The following is a 19,060-nucleotide window of genomic DNA, read 5'->3' on the forward strand; positions in this document are numbered from 1 at the left end:
CCGGCCGCCGGGTGGTCGGCGGCCGGGCGCCGGGGGTCAGCCTGCGAACGCCTGCTCGGCGTTGACGTTGGACTCGTCGAGCAGCGCCTGCATGCGCGGCTGCACCTCGGCGAGGTAGTCCGCCGCGGTCCGCTCGCCGTCGAGGACCGGCTGGATGTTGGTCCACAGCTCGTCGTACCAGGCCGCGCCGTACGTGTAGGCGGCCGGCATGGCGCGGCCGTAGTCCTGCACGATGTCGAGGAACTCCTTGCGGTTGGCGGGCTGCGCGTCGGGCTCGGCCGCCCACTCCTCGGCCATGTCGACCAGGTTGGGCACCTGGATGTTCGCGTCGACCAGCGTCTGCTGCGCCGTCGGGTCGGCGGACAGGTAGGTCACCAGCTGCACGGCCTCGTCGGGCATGTTCGTGGTGCCGGAGACACCGATGCCGAGCGAGCCCACCCAGGTGCCGGAGCCGCCGTCACCGAGGGTGGGCCAGGGGATCAGGTCGTACTCGAACTCCAGGTCGTTGTAGACGCTGACGTCCCAGGGGCCGACCGGGAAGAAGCCGAGCTCGCCGGCCATCCAGCGCTGGTACGTGTCGAGCGTCGCGGCGTCGGCCGCGGACGGGGTGACGCCGTCGACCGTGGTGAGGTCGGCGAACTCCTGGAGCGCCTCGGCGAACTCCGGGGTGTCGACGGTGACCTCGGTGCGGTCCTCGTTGACGAAGTCGCCGCCGTTGCTCCACACCAGCGACTGCAGGTTCCACTGGACGTTCGGGCCGGTGCCCCACTGGTCGACCGTGCCGTCGCCGTCGGTGTCCGTCGTCAGCTGCTTGCAGATGGCGACGTACTCGTCCCACGTGAGGGGGACGTCGGGGTCGGGCAGCGGGATGCCCGCGGCCTCGAACATCGTCTTGTTGTAGCCGAACGCGAACGGGCCGACGTCCTTGGGCAGGCCGTACAGGCGTCCCTCGGGCGTGCCCTGCAGCTCGCCGTCGAACCGGTAGGAGTCGACGCCGTAGTCCCAGATGTTGTCGAGGTCGACGCCGAGCTCGTCGACCTGGTCGGTGATGTCCATGAGGACGCCCGAGGCCACGTACGACTGCAGGTTCGCCTGCTCGATGTAGAACACGTCCGGCACCTTGTTGCCCGCGACGGCGGCCTGCAGCTTGGTCGCGTACTGGTCGGCGTCGGTGACGATGACGTCCACCTTCACGCCCGTGTCCTCGGTGAACTTGTCGATGGCCGCCTGGTAGGCCGCCTTCTCGTCGGGTCCGCCGCGGAACATGAACGTCAGCGACCCGTCGTCGCCGCTGCCTCCGCTGCACGCGGTGAGCGACATGGCCCCCACGAGCGCCGCGCACGTCATGCCGACGGCCAGCCTGCTCTTCCTCATCTGCCTGCCTCCCTGTCATGGGTCGGTCAGGTCACGGCGGTGGGGGCGGGGAGGCTGCGTCCTGCGTGCCGTCCGTCCGCCCCTGCTGGTCGTCGTTGACCCTCCGACGTCGTCTGAAACGTCGCCTTACAACGTTGATCTACAACGTTGCACAACGTGCCACGCGATCCGCCGCCGGTCAAGCCACGATCGCGTAACGACGCCCGAGCGGCGTTGCGGCCGGCGTGAAGGGCGTGCGGGGCGGCGCGGCGGTCGGTGCGCGCACGAGGTCGCCACCGCGCGTTGACGCCCCCGGCGGCGTCGGGCAGGGTGGGCCTACAACGATGTAGAGCCGATCCGAGGAGCCTGACGATGACGTGGGCGCGCACGCCCCCCATGGGGTGGAACAGCTGGGACTGCTACGGCACGACCGTGACCGAGGCCGAGGTGCTCGCCAACGCGCGCTTCATGGCCGAGCACCTGGCGCCGTCCGGGTGGGACACGGTCGTCGTCGACATCGACTGGTCCGACCCCGACGCCCGCCCGCACGGCTACGTCGAGGACGCGCGGCTCGTGCTCGACGCGCACGGCTACCCCCAGCCGGCACCCGGCCGGTTCCCGTCCGCCGCCGACGGCACGGGGTTCACGGCGCTCGCCGCGCAGGTGCACGCCCTGGGCCTGCGGTTCGGCGTCCACGTGCTGCGCGGGGTGCCGCGGCGCGCGGTGGCCGCCGCGCTGCCGGTCCCCGGTGACGGCGGCTGGACCACCGCCGACGTCGCGGACCCCACGTCCACGTGCCCGTGGAACGGGCACATGGTGGGCCTGGACCACACCCACCCGGGCGCCCAGGACTGGCTGGACGGGCTCGTCGCGCAGCTCGCGTCCTGGGGCGTCGACCTCGTCAAGGTCGACGACATGCTGGCCCCGTTCCACGCCGACGCCGTCGCGGCGTGGGGCACCGCGATCGCCCGGTCCGGCCGGGACATCGTGCTGTCCCTGTCGCCCGGCACGCGCCTGTCCACCGAGCACCTGCCGGTGCTGCGCGAGCACGCGCAGATGTGGCGCGTCTGCGACGACCTCTGGGACCGCTGGGAGGACGTGCACGCCAACTTCGCGCGGCTCGCGCGGTGGGCGCCGCACCAGCGGCCCGGGGGCTGGGCCGACGCGGACATGCTGCCGCTCGGGCGCATCGGCATCCGCGCCGAGCGGGGCGAGGACCGCAGCAGCCGGCTCACGCCCGACGAGCAGCGCACCCTGCTCACGCTGTGGGTCATGGCGCGCTCGCCGCTGATGATGGGCGGCGACCTGCCGACCTCCGACCCCGCGACGATCGCCCTGCTCACGACACCGGCCGTGGGGCACGTGCTGCGCACGGGCACGGACGGGCGCGAGCTGCTGCGCGAGCCCGCCGGGGACGAGCACGACAGCGGCGAGGTGGTCGTGTGGGCCGCGCGTGCCGGCGACGGCAGCGGGTCGGTCTACGTCGCCGTGTTCTGGACCGGAGCCCACCCGCGCACCGAGCGGCTGCCGCTGACCGCGCTGCTCGGCGACGCCGACGCCGGCCGCGGGCCCTGGGCGGTGCGCGACCTGTGGTCCGGCGCCGACCTTCCCGGCCCCGTGGTCACCACGCCCGAGCCCCTCGGCTCGATCGACCTCGACGTCCCGCCGCACGGTGTGCGGTGGGTGGAGCTGCACCACCCGCACCACCGACAGGAGCCCTGATGATCCCCGTCCGACTCACCCTCGACCCGGCGTTCCGCGTCGCGCCCGTCCGCCGCCGCACGTTCGGCTCGTTCGTCGAGCACCTCGGGCGCTGCGTCTACACCGGCATCCACGACCCGGAGCACCCCACGGCCGACCAGGACGGGTTCCGCAAGGACGTCCTCGAGCTCACCCGCGAGCTGGGGGTGTCCACGGTGCGCTACCCGGGCGGCAACTTCGTGTCCGGGTACCGGTGGGAGGACGGCGTCGGTCCTGTCGAGCAGCGGCCGCGCCGCCTCGACCTCGCATGGCACTCCACCGAGCCCAACACGGTCGGTGTCGACGAGTTCATGCGCTGGGCCGAGCGTGCGCAGGTCGAGCCGATGATGGCGGTGAACCTCGGCACCCGCGGCGTGCAGGAGGCGGTGGACCTGCTGGAGTACTGCAACGTGCCGGGCGGCACCGCGCTGTCCGACCTGCGGCGGGCCAACGGTGCGCCCGACCCGTACCGCGTGCGGATGTGGTGCCTCGGCAACGAGATGGACGGGCCGTGGCAGACCGGGCACAAGACCGCGTACGAGTACGGCCGCCTGGCTGCCGAGACCGGGCGTGCCATGCGCATGGTCGACCCCGGCATCGAGCTGGTGGCCTGCGGCTCGTCCAGCTCGGTGATGGAGACGTTCGGCGAGTGGGAGCGCATCGTGCTCACCGAGGCGTACGACCAGGTCGACTACATCTCCGCGCACGCCTACTACTGGGAGGAGGAGGGCGACCTCGGCTCGTTCCTCGCCTCCGCGGTCGACATGGACCACTTCGTGGAGTCGGTGACCGCGACGGCCGACGCCGTGCGCGCCGCCCAGCGCAGGAGCAAGCGGGTCCACATCTCGTTCGACGAGTGGAACGTCTGGTACCAGAAGCGTGCCGAGTCCCGCCCGCCGCGCGGTGACGACTGGCCGGTGGCGCCCGTGCTGCTGGAGGACCGTTACAACGTGGCCGACGCGGTCGTCGTGGGCAACCTGCTGATCAGCCTGCTGCGGCATTCCGACCGGGTGCACGCCGCGTCGCTCGCCCAGCTGGTCAACGTCATCGCGCCGATCATGACCGAGCCCGGCGGGCGGGTATGGAAGCAGACGATCTTCCACCCGTTCGCCGCCGCCGCCCGGTGGGCCCGCGGTGACGTGCTGCAGGTGGCCGTCGAGTCCCCGACGTACGAGACGGCCCGCTACGGCGACGCCGCGCTCGTCGACGCGGTCGCGACGCGGGACGAGGAGACCGGCGACGTCGCCGTGTTCGTGGTCAACCGCTCCACCGGGGCGCCGGCCGCGCTCGACGTGGACCTGCGCGCCCTGCCGGGGCTGCGTCTGGTCGAGGCCTCGACGCTGGCCAACCCCGACCACACCTGGTCGGCCACGGCCGACGACGACACGTCGGTCGCCCCGCGGGCCAACGCGACGGCCCGGGTCGCGGACGGTCGGCTGAGCGCCGAGCTGCCGCCCGTGTCGTGGACGGTGCTGCGCCTGGGACCCGTCGCGTGAGCGTCCGCCGCCGGCGGGCGTGGGCGGCCGTCGCGGTCGTCGGGGTCCTGCTCGCCGGCGGCGCCGCGGTGCTGCTGCCGCGCACGCTGCTGCCCGCGCCGCCGGCCGCCACCGCCCTCGACCCGGCGGGCGACGTGCGGACGCACGACCCCGCCCTCGTCGTCGGCGAGCCGGGGGAGCCCTGGTACGTGTTCTCGACCGGCGACGTGCGGGTGGGGCTGGGCGCCCCGCAGGTCCGGCGGTCCACGGACGACGGGCGTACCTGGGAGCTGGTCGGGACGGTGTGGGACGCCGCGACCCGCCCCGCCTGGGTGGAGGAGCGCATCCCGGGCGTCGAGAACTTCTGGGCGCCGGAGGTCGTCGAGCACGACGGCACCTGGTACCTCTACTACGCCGCGTCGACCTTCGGCTCCAACCGCTCGCTCATCGGCCTCATGACCAGCCCCACGCTCGACCCCGACGACCCGGCGTACGGCTGGGTCGACCGGGGGGAGGTCCTGTCCTCCGAGCCGGGGCGCGACGGCTGGAACGCCATCGACGCCGGCGTCCTCGACGTCGACGGCACGCCGTGGCTGGCCTTCGGGTCGTTCTGGGGCGGCATCCAGCTGGTCGAGCTGGCGTGGCCGGACGGCCTGCGTGCCGACCCCGACGCCCCGCCGCGGCGCATCGCGAGCCGGGTCGGCGCGCCCAACGCGATCGAGGCGCCGTACCTGGTCCGGCGTGACGGCTGGTACTACCTCCTCGTGTCCCGGGACACCTGCTGCCGGGGCTCGGACTCGACGTACAGCATCGCGGTCGGGCGCTCCCGCGACGTGACGGGCCCGTACGTCGACCGTGCGGGCCGTGACATGACCATGGACGGCGGTGAGGTCCTGCTGACCGGCCGCGGGGACATGGTGGGGCCCGGCGGGCAGTCGTACTCCCGCGGGTTCCTCGCCTTCCACTGGTACGACGCGGCGGCCGGCGGCGACGTCCGCCTGGGCATCCGCGAGCTCGCCTGGGACGCGGACGGGTGGCCGGTGGCGACGACGCGCGAGGAGCAGGCCGCGGACCGGGGGTGAACGGCGCGGGGGAGAGCGGCGCGGGGGTGAGCGGTGGGGTGAACGGCGCGGGGGTGAGCGGCGCGGGGTCGACGGGCCGTCGTCAGAGCGGGCGCTCGAGGACGTAGTCGTCCTCGAGCCGTCCGCCGACCTGGAAGTGCTTGACGCCGACGACGGCGAACCCCTCACGGGCGTAGAACGCCTGCGCGCGGGCGTTGTGCTGGTTCACGCCCAGCCACATGCCCGAGCCGCCCAGCGCGCGGCCGTGGTCGAACGACGCGCGCAGGAGCGTGGAGGCGACCCCGGCGCCGTGGTGGTCGGGGTGCACGTAGCACTTGGAGAGCTCGACCGTGGGCCGGATGTGCACGGCGGCGCGCGCGTCCTCGTCCGCGGGCTCGCCGGCGACGAGCACGGTGTAGCCGAGGAGCTCACCGTCCGGGGTCGCGGCGACCAGCACGACGCGCGCCGGGTCGACCACGTGGCGCGCGAACCGCTCGGCGCTCAGGTGCGCGGCCAGGAACGCGCGCTGGTCCTCGAGCGTCGAGCCGGGCGGGCACGCCAGGGGGAACGTCACGGCGGCGAGCGCCGCCAGGGCGGGGGCGTCCCGCACGTCGGCCGTCCGCACGGACCACGCGGTCGCGGCGGTCACTCGGCGCCCATCCGGCGCCGCACCGAGCGCAGCACGGCGCGCGCGACGACCGCCACGGCCCAGGTCAGACCCGCCAGGCTCGCGGCGTTCGCCCCGCGACGTGCCTGGCGGCGACGGTGGCGGAACTCGCGCACGGGCCACCCGACCTCGGCTGCGTGCCGGCGCAGGCGGCGGTCGGGGTTGATGGCGCACGGCCGGCCCACCGTGGACAGGATCGGCACGTCGTTCGTGGAGTCGCCGTAGGCGTGGCAGAGGCTCAGGTCGTACCCCTCGCGCTCGGCGAGCGCGCGGACGGCGGCGGCCTTGGCCTCGCCGTGCAGCAGGTCCCCGACCAGCCGGCCGGTGTAGAAGCCCTCCACGTGCTCGGCGACCGTGCCCAGCGCCCCGGACGCACCCAGGCGGCGGGCGATGAGCTCGCCGATCTCCACGGGTGTGGCGGTGACCAGCCACACCGCGTGGCCGTCGGCGAGGTGGGCGTCGAGCAGCGCCTGGGTGCCCGGGTAGATGCGCAGGCTGAGGACCTCGTCGTAGACGTCCTCGGCGATCGCGGTCACCTCCGCCACCGAGTGCCCGCGCATGATGTCGAGCGCGCGGGCGCGCACGTCGTCGATCTGGTCCTTGTCCTCGCCGAACAGCCGGTACCGGGCCTGCTGCCCGGCGAAGCGCACGAGGTCCAGCTTGCGGAAGAACCCGCGCCGGTACAGGCCGACGGCGAGATGGAAGGCGCTGGCCCCGCGGATGATCGTGTTGTCGACGTCGAAGAACGCGGCCACGCGCGTGCCGTCGGCGACCTCCGCCGCCCGTGGCGTCCGCGCGGTGGCGGCGACGACGGCAGGCTCGTCCGTGCCGTCGCCCGTTCGCATCCGGACACTGTAACGAGCGCGCGGCCCCGCGCGACGGAGGGTCCGCTGCGTGCCGCGACGTGCGCACACGCGCCGCGGGCCTCCCGGAGCCGGGGCGGCCCGGCTAGCGTGGGCGCCGTGAGCGGGACGAGCGCACCGCGGGTGGTGCTGTACGGACGGACCGGGTGCCACCTGTGCGACGACGCGCGGGCGCTCGTCGAGCGGGTGTGCGGCGAGGTCGGTGCGACCTGGGCGGAGGTCGACGTCGACGTGCCGGGACCCGACGGCCGGCTGCCGGCGGACGAGCTGGGCGAGCTGGTGCCGGTGGTCGACGTCGACGGGGTGCGGCGCGGGTACTGGCGGATCGACGAGGCGCGCCTGCGGCGGGCTCTCGCGGCGGCGGGCGGCAGGCCCTAGCGTGTGATCCTGGCGCCGGGGCCGTGCCCGGCGACGCGGGTGCGGAGGGTCAGTGGACGGTCGGCGCAGCGCAGCACGACGCGGGGCCGACGGCCGCGCCGGACGTGACGGCCAGGCCGTGCCGTCCGCCACGGTCGGGCGGCTGCCCGGCTACCTGCGGGCGCTCGAGGCGACAGCGGCGGCCGGTGCCGTCCTGACGTCGTCCGACGAGCTGGCGGAGCGCGCGGGCGTGACCCCGGCACAGCTGCGCAAGGACCTGTCGTACCTCGGCTCGTACGGTCGTCGCGGGGTGGGCTACGACGTCGCGCACCTGCGCGAGCAGGTCACGGTGGCCCTCGGCCTGGCCGACGTGCGCCGCGTGCTGCTGGTGGGCGTCGGCAACCTGGGGCACGCCCTGGCGAACTACGCCGGCATCGCCGAGCGGGGCTTCGTGCTGGTGGGGCTGGTCGACGCGGACCCGGCGGTGGTGGGCACGACGGTGGCCGGGCTCGTGGTCGAGCCGGCCGACGACCTGGCCGCGGTGGTGGCGCGCACCGGGGCGACGATCGCGGTGCTGACGACGCCGGCCGCCGTCGCGCAGCAGGTGTGCGACGCGCTGGTCGCCGCCGGGGTGGTCGGCGTCCTCACGTTCGCGCCGTGCGCGCTGCGCGTGCCGCCGCACGTCGACGTGCGGGCGGTGGACGTGGCGTCCGAGCTGCAGATCCTGGCGTTCCACGACCGCGCGCGCAGCGCCGGCGGCGGGGCGTCGTGAACGGCGACGCCCGGGGTCGGTGCCGACGGTGCCCGGACGTGCCGCGAGGGCGCGACGGGGGACGTCGCGCCCTCACGGACGGGGTCGGGGCGTGGTGCCCCGGTGGGGAGCGTCAGGCCTTGATGGCGGACACGTCCAGGTCGATGCGGACCTTGTCGGCGACGAGGACGCCGCCCGCCTCGAGCGCGGCGTTCCACGTGAGGCCGAAGTCCTTGCGGGAGATGGTGACGGTCGCCTCGAAGCCGGCGCGCGTGTTGCCGAACGGGTCCACCGCGGTGCCGTTGAACTCGGTCTCCAGCTCGACCTCGCGCGTGACGCCGTGGATCGTCAGGTCGCCGACGACGACGTGCTTGTCGCCGCCGTCCGTACGGATCGCGGTGGAGGCGAAGGTCCACCCGCCGAACGTCTCGACGTCGAAGAAGTCGGCGCTCTTGAGGTGGCCGTCGCGGTTGGCGTCACCGGTGGTGACCGTGGACGGGTCGAGCGTCACCGAGACGGCGGAGGACTCCAGGTCCTCGCCGACCGTGAGGGTGCCGGACGTCACGGCGACCGTGCCCCGGACCTTGGAGATGCCGGCGTGACGGACCGTGAACGACGCGTCCGTGTGCGTCGGGTCGATGTTCCAGGTGCCGGCGGTGAGGCCGGTGGGCAGAGCGGTCATGGGGTCCTCCGCGGTTCGGTGCCGAACGATTTCGTTGATTCGACAAGTAACTGTTGTTGATCTTTCTACTACGGTGGGCTGCCGAGCGCAACCCCTGAGGAGGACACCCGTGCCCGACGACGTGCGCTGGCTCTCCGCCACGCAGCAGCGCGACTGGCGCGCGTTCCGCGACGGGACCGCGCTGCTGTTCGACGTCCTGGGGCGCGAGCTGGACGAGGGCAGCGGGCTGTCGCTCGGGGAGTACGAGGTGCTCGTGCGGCTCTCCGAGGCGCCGCGCCGCGCCCTGCGCATGTCCGAGCTCGCGGACGACCTCGCGCACTCCCGGAGCCGGCTGACGCACACCGTCGCCCGCATGGAGCGCGCCGGCATCGTGCGCCGCGAGCCCGCGCTCGACGACGCCCGGGGCGTGAACTGCGTGCTCACCGACCACGGGTGGCAGGTGCTCGTGGCCGCGGCGCCCGGTCACGTCGAGTCCGTGCGGCGGCACCTCGTCGACGTGCTGGACGACGCCCAGCTGGCCGCGCTGGGTGAGGCGATGCGCGTCGTCGTCGCGCACCTGCGCGGCCCGGGGTGCCTGCCCGACGCCGACGGGGACGCCGCACGCTGAGCCCGCCGACGCGCACGGGGACGCCGCAGACTTTGCGACACTGTGCACATGGTCGCCACGACGGTCCACCTGCTGCGGCACGGTGAGGTGCACAACCCCGAGGGTCTGCTCTACGGCAGGCTGCCCGGCTACCGGCTGTCCGAGCGCGGGCTGCGGATGGCCGAGCTCGTCGCCGCCACGCTGGCCGGCGAGCAGGGCGCACCACGGCGCGACGTGGTCGTGGTCACGTCCTCCCCGCTGCAGCGCGCGCAGGAGACCGCCGCGCCCCTCGCCGCGGCCTTCGGCGTCCCGGTCGGCACGGACGACCGGCTGATCGAGGCCGACAACCACTTCCAGGGCATGACGTTCGGCGTCGGCGACGGCTCGCTGCGGCACCCGGCCCACTGGCCCTACCTGCGCAACCCCTTCCGCCCGTCGTGGGGCGAGCCCTACGCCGAGCAGGTCGACCGCATGCTCGCCGCGGTCGACGCCGCCCGCGTCGCCGCCCGCGGCCACGAGGCCGTGCTCGTCAGCCACCAGCTGCCGATCTGGGTGACGCGCCTGGCTCTCGAGAACCGCCGCCTGTGGCACGACCCCCGCCGCCGGCAGTGCGCGCTGGCGTCCCTCACGACCCTCCGGTTCGAGGACGACGTGCTGGTAGGCGTCGGCTACGGCGAGCCCGCCGCGTCCCTGCTGCCCGGAGCGTCCCCCGTCGCCGGGGCCTGACGTGCGCCGACGCCCCGCCCGGCCGCACCGTGCGGCCCTCGTCCCCGCGGCCGTGGCCACGGCACTCGCCCTGCTGCTCGCCGGGTGCGGCACGGACGACCCCGCGGGGGACGTGCCCGACGTCGTCGACCAGGGCTACCAGTCCGGCGACGGGTCGACCACCACGTGGGCACCGGACGACCGCGTCGGGCCGCTGACGATCACGGGCACCGACTACGAGGGTGGTGCGCACGACCTGGCGCAGTGGCGCGGCGACGTCGTGCTGCTCAACACCTGGTACGCCGCGTGCCCGCCGTGCCGCGCGGAGGCACCCGACCTCGCGGCCGTCGCCACCGACTACGCCGACCAGGGTCTGCGGGTGCTGGGCATCAACAGCCGGGACGCCGCCGGCACGGCCCAGGCCTTCCAGCGGCAGCTCGCCGTGCCCTACCCGTCGCTCGACGACACCAGCGGTGCCGCGATCGCCACGCTGCAGGGCGTCGTGCCCGTCAACGCGGTCCCCACCACCGTGCTGCTGGACCGCGAGGGTCGCGTGGCCGCCCGCGTCCTCGGTCTCGTCGAGCCCTCCACGCTGCGTGCGCTCGTCGAGGACCTGCTCGCGGAGGGCGCCGGGAGCGCGTCGAGCGGGCCGGACGCGTCGGCGTGGGCGCCCGCCGCGGAGGGTGCGCGATGAGCGGGGCGCTCGCCGCCGGGCTCGGCACCACCGTCGTCGACGGCTCGCTGCTGCTCGCCGTGCCCGTCGCGCTGCTCGCCGGCCTCGTGTCCTTCGCGTCCCCGTGCGTCCTGCCGCTGGTGCCGGGCTACCTGGGTCTCCTCGGCGGGCTCGTCGGTGGGGTGCGCCGCGCGCCGGGCGCGCGGCTCGGGTTCGTGGACGCCACGGACGTCGTCCGGCTGGGCGCCGCCCCCGCCGTGCCCGTGACCGCCGCGGCCGACGTGCGCCCGACGGCCCCGCCGGCCGGCGGGGCCGCGGTCCCCGCCGTCGCGGCCGGTGCCGCGGTGCCGCTGCCCGCGCCGGTGGGTCGCCGGACGCTGCTGGTCGGCGCGGTGCTCTTCGTCGCGGGCTTCACCCTCGTGTTCGTGGCGTTCGGCACCCTCGCCGGCACGCTCGGCGCCGCGCTGTGGCAGTGGCAGGACCCGGTGAGCCGCGCGCTCGGCGCGCTCACCGTCGTCCTGGGCCTGGCGTTCCTCGGGGCCGTGCCCTTCCTGCAGGCCGCGCGCCGGCCGCGGCTCGCGCCGCGCGCGGGCGTGTGGGGCGCGCCGCTGCTCGGTGTCGCGTTCGGGCTGGGGTGGACCCCGTGCATCGGCCCGACGCTCGCCGCGATCCTCACGCTGTCCCTCACCGGGGGGTCCGCGGCGCGCGGCGCGCTGCTGGCTGCCGTGTTCTGCGTGGGCCTGGGCCTGCCGTTCGTGCTGGTGGGCGTCGGGCTGCAGCGCTCGCAGCGTGCCGTGGGCTGGCTGCAGCGGCACCGGCTCGCCGTCCAGCGCACCGGAGGTGCCGTCCTCGTCGTGCTCGGCGTCGCGCTGCTCACCGGCGCGTGGGGCACGTGGGCGGCCTGGCTGCAGGGCGTCCTGACCGGTGGCGACCCGTTCGTGCCGGCGCTGTGAGCGGCCCCGTGACCCCCGACGCGACCCCCACCACGACCCCGGGCTACCGGCCCGAGGGTCTCGACGACGCCTTCACCGACGGCGGTGAGCAGGCGACGGCCCCGACCCGCGCCGACGCGCTGCCCGCCCTCGGGCTGCGGGGCTGGCTGCGCTGGGCGTGGCGGCAGCTCACGAGCATGCGCGTCGCCCTGCTGCTGCTCGTGCTGCTGGCCGTCGCCGCCGTGCCGGGCACGATGTTCCCGCAGCGCCCGCAGGACCCCGGCGGCGTGTCGGCGTACCTCACCGACCACCCGACCGCGGGGCCCTGGCTCGACCGGCTCGGGTTCTTCGACGTCTACGCGTCGGTCTGGTTCTCGGCGATCTACCTGCTGCTGTTCGTCTCCCTCATCGGCTGCATCCTGCCGCGCACCCGCGTGCACCTGACCGCCGTGCGCGGCCGGCCGCCGCGCACCCCGCGGCGGCTCGGGCGGTTCCCCGCGCAGGGCGGCGGGACGTCCCCCGACGCGCCGCCGGACGTCGTGGCGCGCGCCGCCGCCGTGCTGCGTCGCCGCCGGCTGGGCGTGCCCGGCTTCCGCGTCGACGTGCACGACGAGGGTGCCGGCGTCTGGTCGGTGTCCGCCGAGCGCGGGTACCTGCGCGAGACCGGCAACCTCGTGTTCCACCTCGCGCTCGTCGGGCTGCTGATCGCGATCGCGACGGGCCAGATGCTGCACTACCGCGGGCAGGCCATCGTCGTGCAGGGCACGGGGTTCGCCAACGTGCAGGCCGCGTACGACACGTTCGAGCGGGGCTCCGCGTTCGACCCCGCGGACCTCGTGCCGTTCACCATGCGGCTCGACGACTTCGAGGCGCAGTTCGACCCCGAGACCCTGCAGTCGCGCGACTTCACGGCGCACGTCACGGTCACGGAGCCGGGCGGTGAGCCGGAGGAGCGCACCATCAAGGTCAACCACCCCACGGTCGCCGGCGGGGCCAAGGTGTACCTGCAGGGCAACGGCTACGCGCCGGCCGTCACGGTGCACGACGCCTCGGGGGAGGTCGCGTTCTCCGGGCCCGTGCCGTTCCTGCCGCAGGACGACGTGTACACGTCGCGGGGCGTCGTCAAGGTGCCCGACGTGTCGGGCGACCAGCCGCAGGTCGGCCTGGTCGGGTTCCTGCTGCCCACCGCGCAGGAGCCCGTGCCCGGGCTGTGGCGCTCCGTCCACCCGCAGCCCGACGACCCGCTGCTGGTCCTGTCGGTGTGGTCGGGCAACCTGGGGCTGGACACCGGGGTGCCGCAGAACGTGTACCGCCTGGACGAGTCGCGCATGGAGCAGGCCGTCGACGCGGACGGCGAGGTGGTCACCCTCTACGTGCGGCCCGGCGAGACCGTCGAGCTCCCGGACGGGCTGGGCACCCTCACGTTCGACGACCTGCCGCGGTTCGTCGCGCTCGACCTGCGCCACGACCCGTCGCTGACGTGGGTGCTGACGTTCTCGCTGCTCGCCCTCGCCGGCCTCACGGCGTCGCTGTTCGCCCCGCGCCGACGGCTCTGGGTGCGCGCCGCCCCCGCCGCTGCCACGGACGAAGGTCCTGGTTCCGCGGCTACAGTGGTCACGGCCGCCGGCCTCGCCCGTGGCGACGACGTCGGTCTGCAGCCCGAGCTGGACCGCGTCCTCGCGGACGTGCTCGGCGCTCCCCGCCCGTCGCACCCCCCGACCGGGCCCGACGTCCCGCAGGAGGACAGGTCATGACCGTCGCCGAGCTGAGCGACCTCTTCGTCTGGTCGGCCGCGACCGCGCTGACGCTCGCGCTGATCGCGTACTCCGTCGACCTCACGCGGCTCACGGAGGTCGCGCGTGCGGCACGGGAGGTCCGCACCCCCGCCCTGGTGGGGGCCGGCGCCCCCGCGACGCCCCCGGCGGGGACGACCGTGGCCGGTGACGGCACGGCTGCGGGCACGGCCGGCGGCCGGGCGGCCGGCATCGCGCGCTCGACGCTGACCCTCGGTGCGCTGCTGCTGCTCGTGGCCATCGTGCTGCGCGGCGTCGCGGCGGGCCGCTGGCCGACCGCCAACATGTACGAGTTCACGATCGTGGGCGTGTTCTGCGCCGTGACCGCGCTCGTCGTGGTGCAGCGCCGGTACCCGATCGCGTTCGTCGGGGTGCTGGTGTCCGGCATCTCGGTGCTCGCGCTCGTGCTCGCGCTCAACACCCTGCACGTGCGCGCCGACGCCGTGCAGCCCGCTCTGCAGCACTACTGGCTGGTCCTGCACGTCGGCGTCGCCATCCTCGCCACGGGCATCTTCACGGTCGCCTTCGCGACGACCGCGCTGCAGGTGCTGCGCGACGCGCGGGCGACCGGGCGCACCCGCCTGGACCGCCCCTGGTCGCAGCTCGACGGCGTACGTCGTGCGCTGCACGGCGCACGCGTCACCGGTCCGGCGTTCGCGTGGCTCGAGCAGGTGCCGGACGCCCGGCGGCTCGAGGCCTCGTCGTTCCGTCAGCACGCCGTCGGGTTCGTGCTGTGGACCCTGACGCTCATCGGCGGGTCCATCTGGGCGGAGGAGGCGTGGGGCCGGTACTGGGGCTGGGACCCCAAGGAGGTCGGCACGTTCGTCTCGTGGGTCGTCTACGCCGCCTACCTGCACGCGCGGAGCACGCGCGGCTGGTCCGGGCGCAAGGCCGCGTACCTCGTGTTCGTCGCCTACACGGTCGTGCTCGCCAACTTCACGGTCGTCAACCTGTTCATCGACGGCAAGCACTCGTACTCCGGGCTCTGAGCCCGACCGCCCCGTCCCGCCCGGCCTCGTGCCGCGGGGCGGGGCGTTCGCGTGTCGCGGGACCGACGGCGCTCGTGCCGACCCGTCAGGCGGACGGTGCGTCGTCGCTGGCCGCAGGCCCGGTGCCGTCGGCCGTGCCGTCGCCGTCGTCGGGGGCGTCACCGCCCCGCGCACCGGGGGCGTCGTCGGCGCCCTTCCCGCCGTCGCCGTCGCCGCGCGCGTCCCGCTCCTGCTGGCGGCGGCGGCGCTCCTGGTCGAGCCGGAACAGGAACTCCGGGTCGTCGTCCGGTGCCACCGGACCCGTGCCGCGCCGTGCGACGCCACCCTGCGACGATCCCCGCCCGGCCAGCAGCCACGCGACCGCGCCGACCAGCGGCACCAGGACGACGAGCAGCCACAGGTGCCGGGACAGCCCGCGTCGGCGGCGTTCGTCGCTGCCCAGCACGTCGAAGACGCAGTAGACGGACAGTGCGACGACGATCACGATCGGCAGGTACCTGAGCACCCGTCCACCCTATGCGTGCCGTGGGACGCCTACCCTGGTGGGGTGCCCGTCGTGACGTACTCCCTGCTGCGCATCGCCCTCTTCCTGGCCGCCACCGGCGTGCTGTGGGGCGTGGGGATGCGCTCCTGGCTCGCACCGGTGATCGGTGCGGTGATCGGGTTCGCCCTGTCGTACGTGCTGCTCACGCGGCAGCGCGACGCCGCCGCACGGCACCTGGCCGACCGTGCCGCGCGCCGCGGGGCGTCCGGCGGCACCGTGGCCCGGGACGCCCAGGACGAGGACGCCGAGGCGTCGGTCCTGCCGCACGGCACCGGCGGCGCGGAGCGCTGACGCCGCGCGGGGTCACAGCGCGAGCCCGACCCCCAGGAGCACCCCGAAGCCCAGCTCGAGCAGCCCGGTGCCACCGAGCACCGGCACCAGGGCGATGCCGCGGGCGCCGGCCAGCACGGCCACCGCGAGCAGCACCGCGGGGCCGAGCAGCAGCAGCACCAGCAGCGACCACGGCGCCACGGCGGCGCACACCGCGCCCAGCAGGATCGGCAGCACGACCATGCCGGCGTACACCCGGCGCGCCCGGTGGTCCCCGAGCCGCACCGCGAGGGTCCGCTTGCCGGCCAGGACGTCGGTGGGCACGTCGCGCAGGTTGTTGGCCATGAGCAGCGCGCACGCCAGCAGCCCCACCGCGACAGCCCCGACCACGGACGGCCACGTGACCGTCCCCGCCTGCGTGTACGTGGTGCCCATCACCGCGACCAGGCCGAAGAACACGAACACCCCGACCTCGCCGAGGCCCAGGTAGCCGTAGGGCCGCCGCCCGCCGGTGTAGGTCCACGCGGCGACGACGCACAGCGCCCCGACGGCCAGCAGCCACCACGCGCCGGACAGGGCGACGAGCCAGAGGCCGAGCAGCCCGGCCACCCCGAAGGCCGCGAACGCCGCACCGCGCACCTGCCGCGGCGGCGCGGCACCCGAGGCCGTGAGCCGCATCGGCCCCACCCGGTCCACGTCGGTGCCGCGGACGCCGTCGGAGTAGTCGTTGGCGAAGTTGACGGCCACCTGCAACGCCAGCGCGACCCCGGCGGCGAGCAGCGCCCGCCCGGTGTGCGCGGCGTCGACCTGGGCCGCGGCCCCGGTACCGACGAGCACGGGGGCGACGGCGGCGGGCAGCGTGCGGGGGCGTGCACCGGCGAGCCAGTCGGAGGCGGTGGCCATCGTGCTCCTGTTCGTGGGCGGGTGCGGGGCGGGTGACGCGGAGGCAGGACCGCCCCGGTCGCGCGGGGTCGGTCGGTGCGGGTCAGGTGGTGCGGTGCTCGGACATGCGCCGGGCGGCGAGGCGGGCGACGGCCCGTCGGTCGGGCTTGCCGGGGCCGCGCAGCGGCAGCTCGTCGACCACCAGGACCTGCCGCGGCGCGCTCGCCGGGCCGAGCGTCGACGCGACGGCCGTGCGGAGCGCCGTCAGGGGCGGGACCGCACCGTCGCGGGTGACGACGACCGCCACGACCGACTGGCCCCAGTGCTGGTCGGGCACGCCGACCACGCAGACGTCGCGGACACCGGGCAGCCCGGCGACCACCTCCTCCACGGCCAGCGGGTCGACCTTGACGCCGCCGGTGACCAGCACGTCGTCGAGCCGGCCCAGCACGTGCAGCACGCCGTCGTCCAGCCGCCCCCGGTCGGCCGTGCGCAGCCAGCGCCGGCCGCCGGTGGTGACGAAGGTCGTGGCGTCCAGGTCCGGGCGGTGCAGGTAGCCGGTGGCCAGCACAGGTCCCGTGAGCGACACCCGCTGCTCGGCGTCCACCGCGACGGACACCCCGTCGAGCGGGCGCCCGTCGTACACGCAGCCGCCGCAGGTCTCCGTCATGCCGTACGTGGTCACCACCCGCAGCCCGGCGGCGCGCGCGCGGGCCAGCAGCGGGGGAGGGCACGCGGCGCCGCCCACGAGGATCGCGTCGAAGGCCCGCGCCGCGGCGGTGGCTCCCGGGTCGTCGAGGACCCGCACGAGCTGTGTGGGGACCAGCGACGTGTAGTGCGGTCCCGGTCCGTCGGTGGCGGCGCCCGCCGCACGCGTGAAGACGGCGGCCCGGAACGGCCCGTCGGGCAGCGTGGCGAGCTCCCGGCCCGCGAGCACCGAGCGCAGCACCACCTGCAGGCCGGCGACGTGGTGCACGGGCAGCGCCAGGAGCCAGCTGCCCGGCCCGGCGAGCCGTGCCGCGGTGGCGTCGGCGGAGGCCTGCAGGGCCGCGGCCGACAGCATCACGTCGCGCGGGCGGCCGGTGGATCCCGACGTGCGCACGACCACCGCCACGTCCGCGGGCACGTGCGTGCCCGCCCGGGGCGACGGCTCCGCGTCGTCGAGCGCCCGCACGGCGGGGCCCGTGCCCTCGATCGCCGCGGTCAGTGCGGGGAGGAGGTCCCGCGCCTGCGCGGGCACGTCGCGCAGCGGCCGGTCCACGTGCACAGCGTAGGTGGTCGGGCGGCCGCCCGTGCGACGCGCCGTCACCACGGGCGGGACCACAGCCTCACCGGCCCACCCGGCAGCGCGTCGTAGAGTGTCCCGCGGTCCGGCCGCGGTGGTCGGGCCCCGGGGCGCGACCGGCACCGGCGTGCGCACGGGCGCACGGGCGGGCCGCGCCGGTGGGGAACAGGAGACGGACGCATGGCATCGACGGTGGGACGCACGCGCACGACGCCCAGGTGGCGGGCACGCTCCGGCGCGCTGGCGGCGCTCGGCGCGCTCGCGCTGGCAGCCTGCGGGTCGCCGGCCGCCGAGCCCGCTCCCACGGTGACCGAGCGCGCCGAGGTCGTCGCCGACAAGCAGGCCGTCCCCGTACCGGACGTCCCGCCGACGTGGCCGCTGACGGGCGTCGCCGGCGCCCCCGACCCGCGCCCCGCGGTCGCCGTGAAGGTGGAGAACACCTCCGCGGCCCGCCCGCAGTCGGGGCTCGAGCAGGCGGACGTGGTCTGGGAGACGATCGTCGAGTTCGAGGTGTCGCGGTTCGTCGCCGTGTTCCACTCGCAGGCACCCGAGGAGGTCGGCCCGATCCGCTCCGTGCGGCCGATGGACCCCCTCATCGTGGCGCCCCTGCACGGCATGTTCGCGTTCTCGGGCGGGCAGGGCGGCATCCTCGACCTGGTGAACCAGTCCGGCGTGCAGGTCGTGTCCCACGACGCCGGTGCGCCGGGCATGTACCGGGTGGGCAGCCGGCGCGCGCCCCACAACGTCTACGGCTCGCTCAGCACGTGGTGGGGGACCGCCGAGGCGGGTCGTACGGCCCCGCCCGAGCAGTTCGCGTTCGCCCGCACGCCCGAGCAGGCCGCCGCCGCGACGGCGGGCACGCCGGCCGGCACGCTCGACCTGCGCCTGTCCGCGCAGTCGCACCCCGTGTGGACGTGGGACGCCGCGACCGGCACCTGGCTGCGCGCCGAGGGCGCCGAGCCGGCGGTCGCGGCGAGCGGCGCCCGGCTCTCGGCGGTCAACGTCGTCATGATCACCGCCGGCCACCCCGCCACCGGGTTCGGTGCGCAGGGCGGTGCACCGGTCCCGACGTACGAGCTGGTCGGCTCCGGGGACGCGGTCGTGGCGACCGGCGGCAAGACCGTCCCGGTGCGCTGGCAGAAGGACGCGCAGGACCAGCCGCTGCGGCTGCTGATGCCCGACGGGTCGGACGCGACCCTCGCGCCGGGCAACACCTGGGTCGAGCTGGTGCCGGCCGGCAGCGGGTCGGTCACCGTCTCCTGACGCGACCGGGCCGTCCCCGCCGGGTCCCGGCAGGGCGACACGGCCACCCGGGTGGCCCCGCGGTTGTGCTACCCCGGGTGGACCCTGCGGGCACGTGCCTCGTCCCTGCGGGGGACCGGCGGCACCCGCGGGGACGAGGCGACCGCGCCCCGTGCGGTCCTGCGGTCCGACGCGCCGGTGCGGGGTGCC

At 75.5% G+C, this 19,060-nt stretch carries 20 protein-coding genes; 13 read left to right on the top strand and 7 right to left on the bottom strand.

Features of this window, described 5'->3' with window-relative positions; all coding sequences use genetic code 11:
* Positions 1–36: 36 nt before the first annotated feature.
* Positions 37–1,374 (bottom strand): sugar ABC transporter substrate-binding protein, encoded by a 1,338-nt coding sequence (locus J1G43_RS06180; protein ID WP_207370250.1) that lies wholly within the window; start codon positions 1,372–1,374, stop codon positions 37–39.
* 351 nt (positions 1,375–1,725) lie between these two features.
* On the opposite strand from J1G43_RS06180, the gene J1G43_RS06185 reads away from it, so the two are divergent.
* Genes J1G43_RS06185 through J1G43_RS06195 form a run of 3 tightly spaced genes read left to right on the top strand, consistent with a single transcriptional unit; the run spans position 1,726 to position 5,650 of the window.
* A complete protein-coding gene (locus tag J1G43_RS06185) occupies positions 1,726–3,075 on the top strand; it encodes a glycoside hydrolase family 27 protein (RefSeq protein WP_207370251.1) in 1,350 nt (449 codons plus the stop codon).
* Entirely contained in the window at positions 3,075–4,589 is a 1,515-nt protein-coding gene (locus J1G43_RS06190) for an alpha-N-arabinofuranosidase (protein ID WP_207339122.1), read from the top strand. Before J1G43_RS06185 ends, J1G43_RS06190 begins: the two co-directional genes overlap by 1 nt.
* A complete protein-coding gene (locus J1G43_RS06195) occupies positions 4,586–5,650 on the top strand; it encodes an arabinan endo-1,5-alpha-L-arabinosidase (protein WP_307859498.1) in 1,065 nt (354 codons plus the stop codon). Before J1G43_RS06190 ends, J1G43_RS06195 begins: the two co-directional genes overlap by 4 nt.
* 82 nt (positions 5,651–5,732) lie before the next feature.
* Here J1G43_RS06195 and J1G43_RS06200 read toward each other — a convergent pair whose 3' ends face one another.
* Both J1G43_RS06200 and J1G43_RS06205 read right to left on the bottom strand, forming a co-directional pair.
* The gene (locus J1G43_RS06200) at positions 5,733–6,278 is read right to left on the bottom strand and encodes a GNAT family N-acetyltransferase (RefSeq protein ID WP_207378159.1); all 546 of its coding nucleotides are present in this window, start codon (positions 6,276–6,278) and stop codon (positions 5,733–5,735) included.
* Entirely contained in the window at positions 6,275–7,141 is an 867-nt protein-coding gene (locus J1G43_RS06205; RefSeq protein WP_207339119.1) for an HAD family phosphatase, read from the bottom strand. The genes J1G43_RS06200 and J1G43_RS06205 overlap by 4 nt, the downstream gene beginning before the upstream one ends.
* 108 nt (positions 7,142–7,249) lie before the next feature.
* On the opposite strand from J1G43_RS06205, the gene J1G43_RS06210 reads away from it, so the two are divergent.
* Together J1G43_RS06210 and J1G43_RS06215 are read left to right on the top strand one after the other, a co-directional pair.
* Entirely contained in the window at positions 7,250–7,537 is a 288-nt protein-coding gene (locus J1G43_RS06210; RefSeq protein WP_207339118.1) for a glutaredoxin family protein, read from the top strand.
* 52 nt (positions 7,538–7,589) lie between these two features.
* Positions 7,590–8,288: a redox-sensing transcriptional repressor Rex gene (locus J1G43_RS06215; RefSeq protein WP_207339117.1), complete on the top strand. Its 699-nt coding sequence runs from the start codon at positions 7,590–7,592 to the stop codon at positions 8,286–8,288.
* A gap of 112 nt (positions 8,289–8,400) precedes the next feature.
* Here the strand turns inward: J1G43_RS06215 and J1G43_RS06220 are convergent, their stop codons facing one another.
* Positions 8,401–8,949, bottom strand: a complete 549-nt coding sequence (locus J1G43_RS06220; protein WP_207339116.1) for a YceI family protein — start codon at positions 8,947–8,949, stop codon at positions 8,401–8,403.
* Between the two features lie 109 nt (positions 8,950–9,058).
* Here J1G43_RS06220 and J1G43_RS06225 point away from each other — a divergent pair, with 109 nt between their 5' ends.
* Genes J1G43_RS06225 through ccsB form a run of 6 tightly spaced genes read left to right on the top strand, consistent with a single transcriptional unit; the run spans position 9,059 to position 14,627 of the window.
* Positions 9,059–9,556 (top strand): MarR family winged helix-turn-helix transcriptional regulator, encoded by a 498-nt coding sequence (locus tag J1G43_RS06225; RefSeq protein ID WP_307859499.1) that lies wholly within the window; start codon positions 9,059–9,061, stop codon positions 9,554–9,556.
* A gap of 48 nt (positions 9,557–9,604) precedes the next feature.
* Positions 9,605–10,261: a histidine phosphatase family protein gene (locus J1G43_RS06230; protein WP_207370255.1), complete on the top strand. Its 657-nt coding sequence runs from the start codon at positions 9,605–9,607 to the stop codon at positions 10,259–10,261.
* A 52-nt stretch (positions 10,262–10,313) separates the two neighbouring features.
* The gene (locus J1G43_RS06235) at positions 10,314–10,934 is read left to right on the top strand and encodes a TlpA disulfide reductase family protein (RefSeq protein WP_207339854.1); all 621 of its coding nucleotides are present in this window, start codon (positions 10,314–10,316) and stop codon (positions 10,932–10,934) included.
* Positions 10,931–11,866 carry a cytochrome c biogenesis CcdA family protein gene (locus J1G43_RS06240; RefSeq protein ID WP_207378160.1) on the top strand — a complete coding sequence of 312 codons (936 nt, stop codon included), beginning with the start codon at positions 10,931–10,933 and terminating at the stop codon, positions 11,864–11,866. Before J1G43_RS06235 ends, J1G43_RS06240 begins: the two co-directional genes overlap by 4 nt.
* Before the next feature lie 8 nt (positions 11,867–11,874).
* Positions 11,875–13,599, top strand: a complete 1,725-nt coding sequence (locus J1G43_RS06245; protein WP_207370353.1) for a cytochrome c biogenesis protein ResB — start codon at positions 11,875–11,877, stop codon at positions 13,597–13,599.
* The gene (gene ccsB, locus J1G43_RS06250) at positions 13,596–14,627 is read left to right on the top strand and encodes a c-type cytochrome biogenesis protein CcsB (RefSeq protein WP_207378161.1); all 1,032 of its coding nucleotides are present in this window, start codon (positions 13,596–13,598) and stop codon (positions 14,625–14,627) included. Before J1G43_RS06245 ends, ccsB begins: the two co-directional genes overlap by 4 nt.
* A gap of 85 nt (positions 14,628–14,712) precedes the next feature.
* Here ccsB and J1G43_RS06255 read toward each other — a convergent pair whose 3' ends face one another.
* On the bottom strand, positions 14,713–15,132 hold the full coding sequence (locus J1G43_RS06255; RefSeq protein ID WP_207339110.1) for a PLDc N-terminal domain-containing protein: 420 nt from the start codon (positions 15,130–15,132) through the stop codon (positions 14,713–14,715).
* A 42-nt stretch (positions 15,133–15,174) separates the two neighbouring features.
* On the opposite strand from J1G43_RS06255, the gene J1G43_RS06260 reads away from it, so the two are divergent.
* Positions 15,175–15,462, top strand: coding sequence for a DUF4229 domain-containing protein (locus J1G43_RS06260; RefSeq protein WP_207339109.1), 288 nt, complete (start codon positions 15,175–15,177; stop codon positions 15,460–15,462).
* Between the two features lie 12 nt (positions 15,463–15,474).
* On the opposite strand, the gene J1G43_RS06265 is transcribed toward J1G43_RS06260, so the two are convergent.
* Positions 15,475–16,344 (bottom strand): 1,4-dihydroxy-2-naphthoate polyprenyltransferase, encoded by an 870-nt coding sequence (locus J1G43_RS06265; protein WP_207339108.1) that lies wholly within the window; start codon positions 16,342–16,344, stop codon positions 15,475–15,477.
* Between the two features lie 82 nt (positions 16,345–16,426).
* Positions 16,427–17,584 carry an o-succinylbenzoate--CoA ligase gene (gene menE, locus J1G43_RS06270; protein WP_207378162.1) on the bottom strand — a complete coding sequence of 386 codons (1,158 nt, stop codon included), beginning with the start codon at positions 17,582–17,584 and terminating at the stop codon, positions 16,427–16,429.
* Between the two features lie 204 nt (positions 17,585–17,788).
* On the opposite strand from menE, the gene J1G43_RS06275 reads away from it, so the two are divergent.
* The gene (locus J1G43_RS06275) at positions 17,789–18,871 is read left to right on the top strand and encodes a DUF3048 domain-containing protein (protein ID WP_207339106.1); all 1,083 of its coding nucleotides are present in this window, start codon (positions 17,789–17,791) and stop codon (positions 18,869–18,871) included.
* Positions 18,872–19,060 lie beyond the last annotated feature (189 nt).

The organism is Cellulomonas sp. zg-ZUI22 (genome assembly GCF_017353535.1).
GTDB lineage: Bacteria > Actinomycetota > Actinomycetes > Actinomycetales > Cellulomonadaceae > Cellulomonas > Cellulomonas wangleii.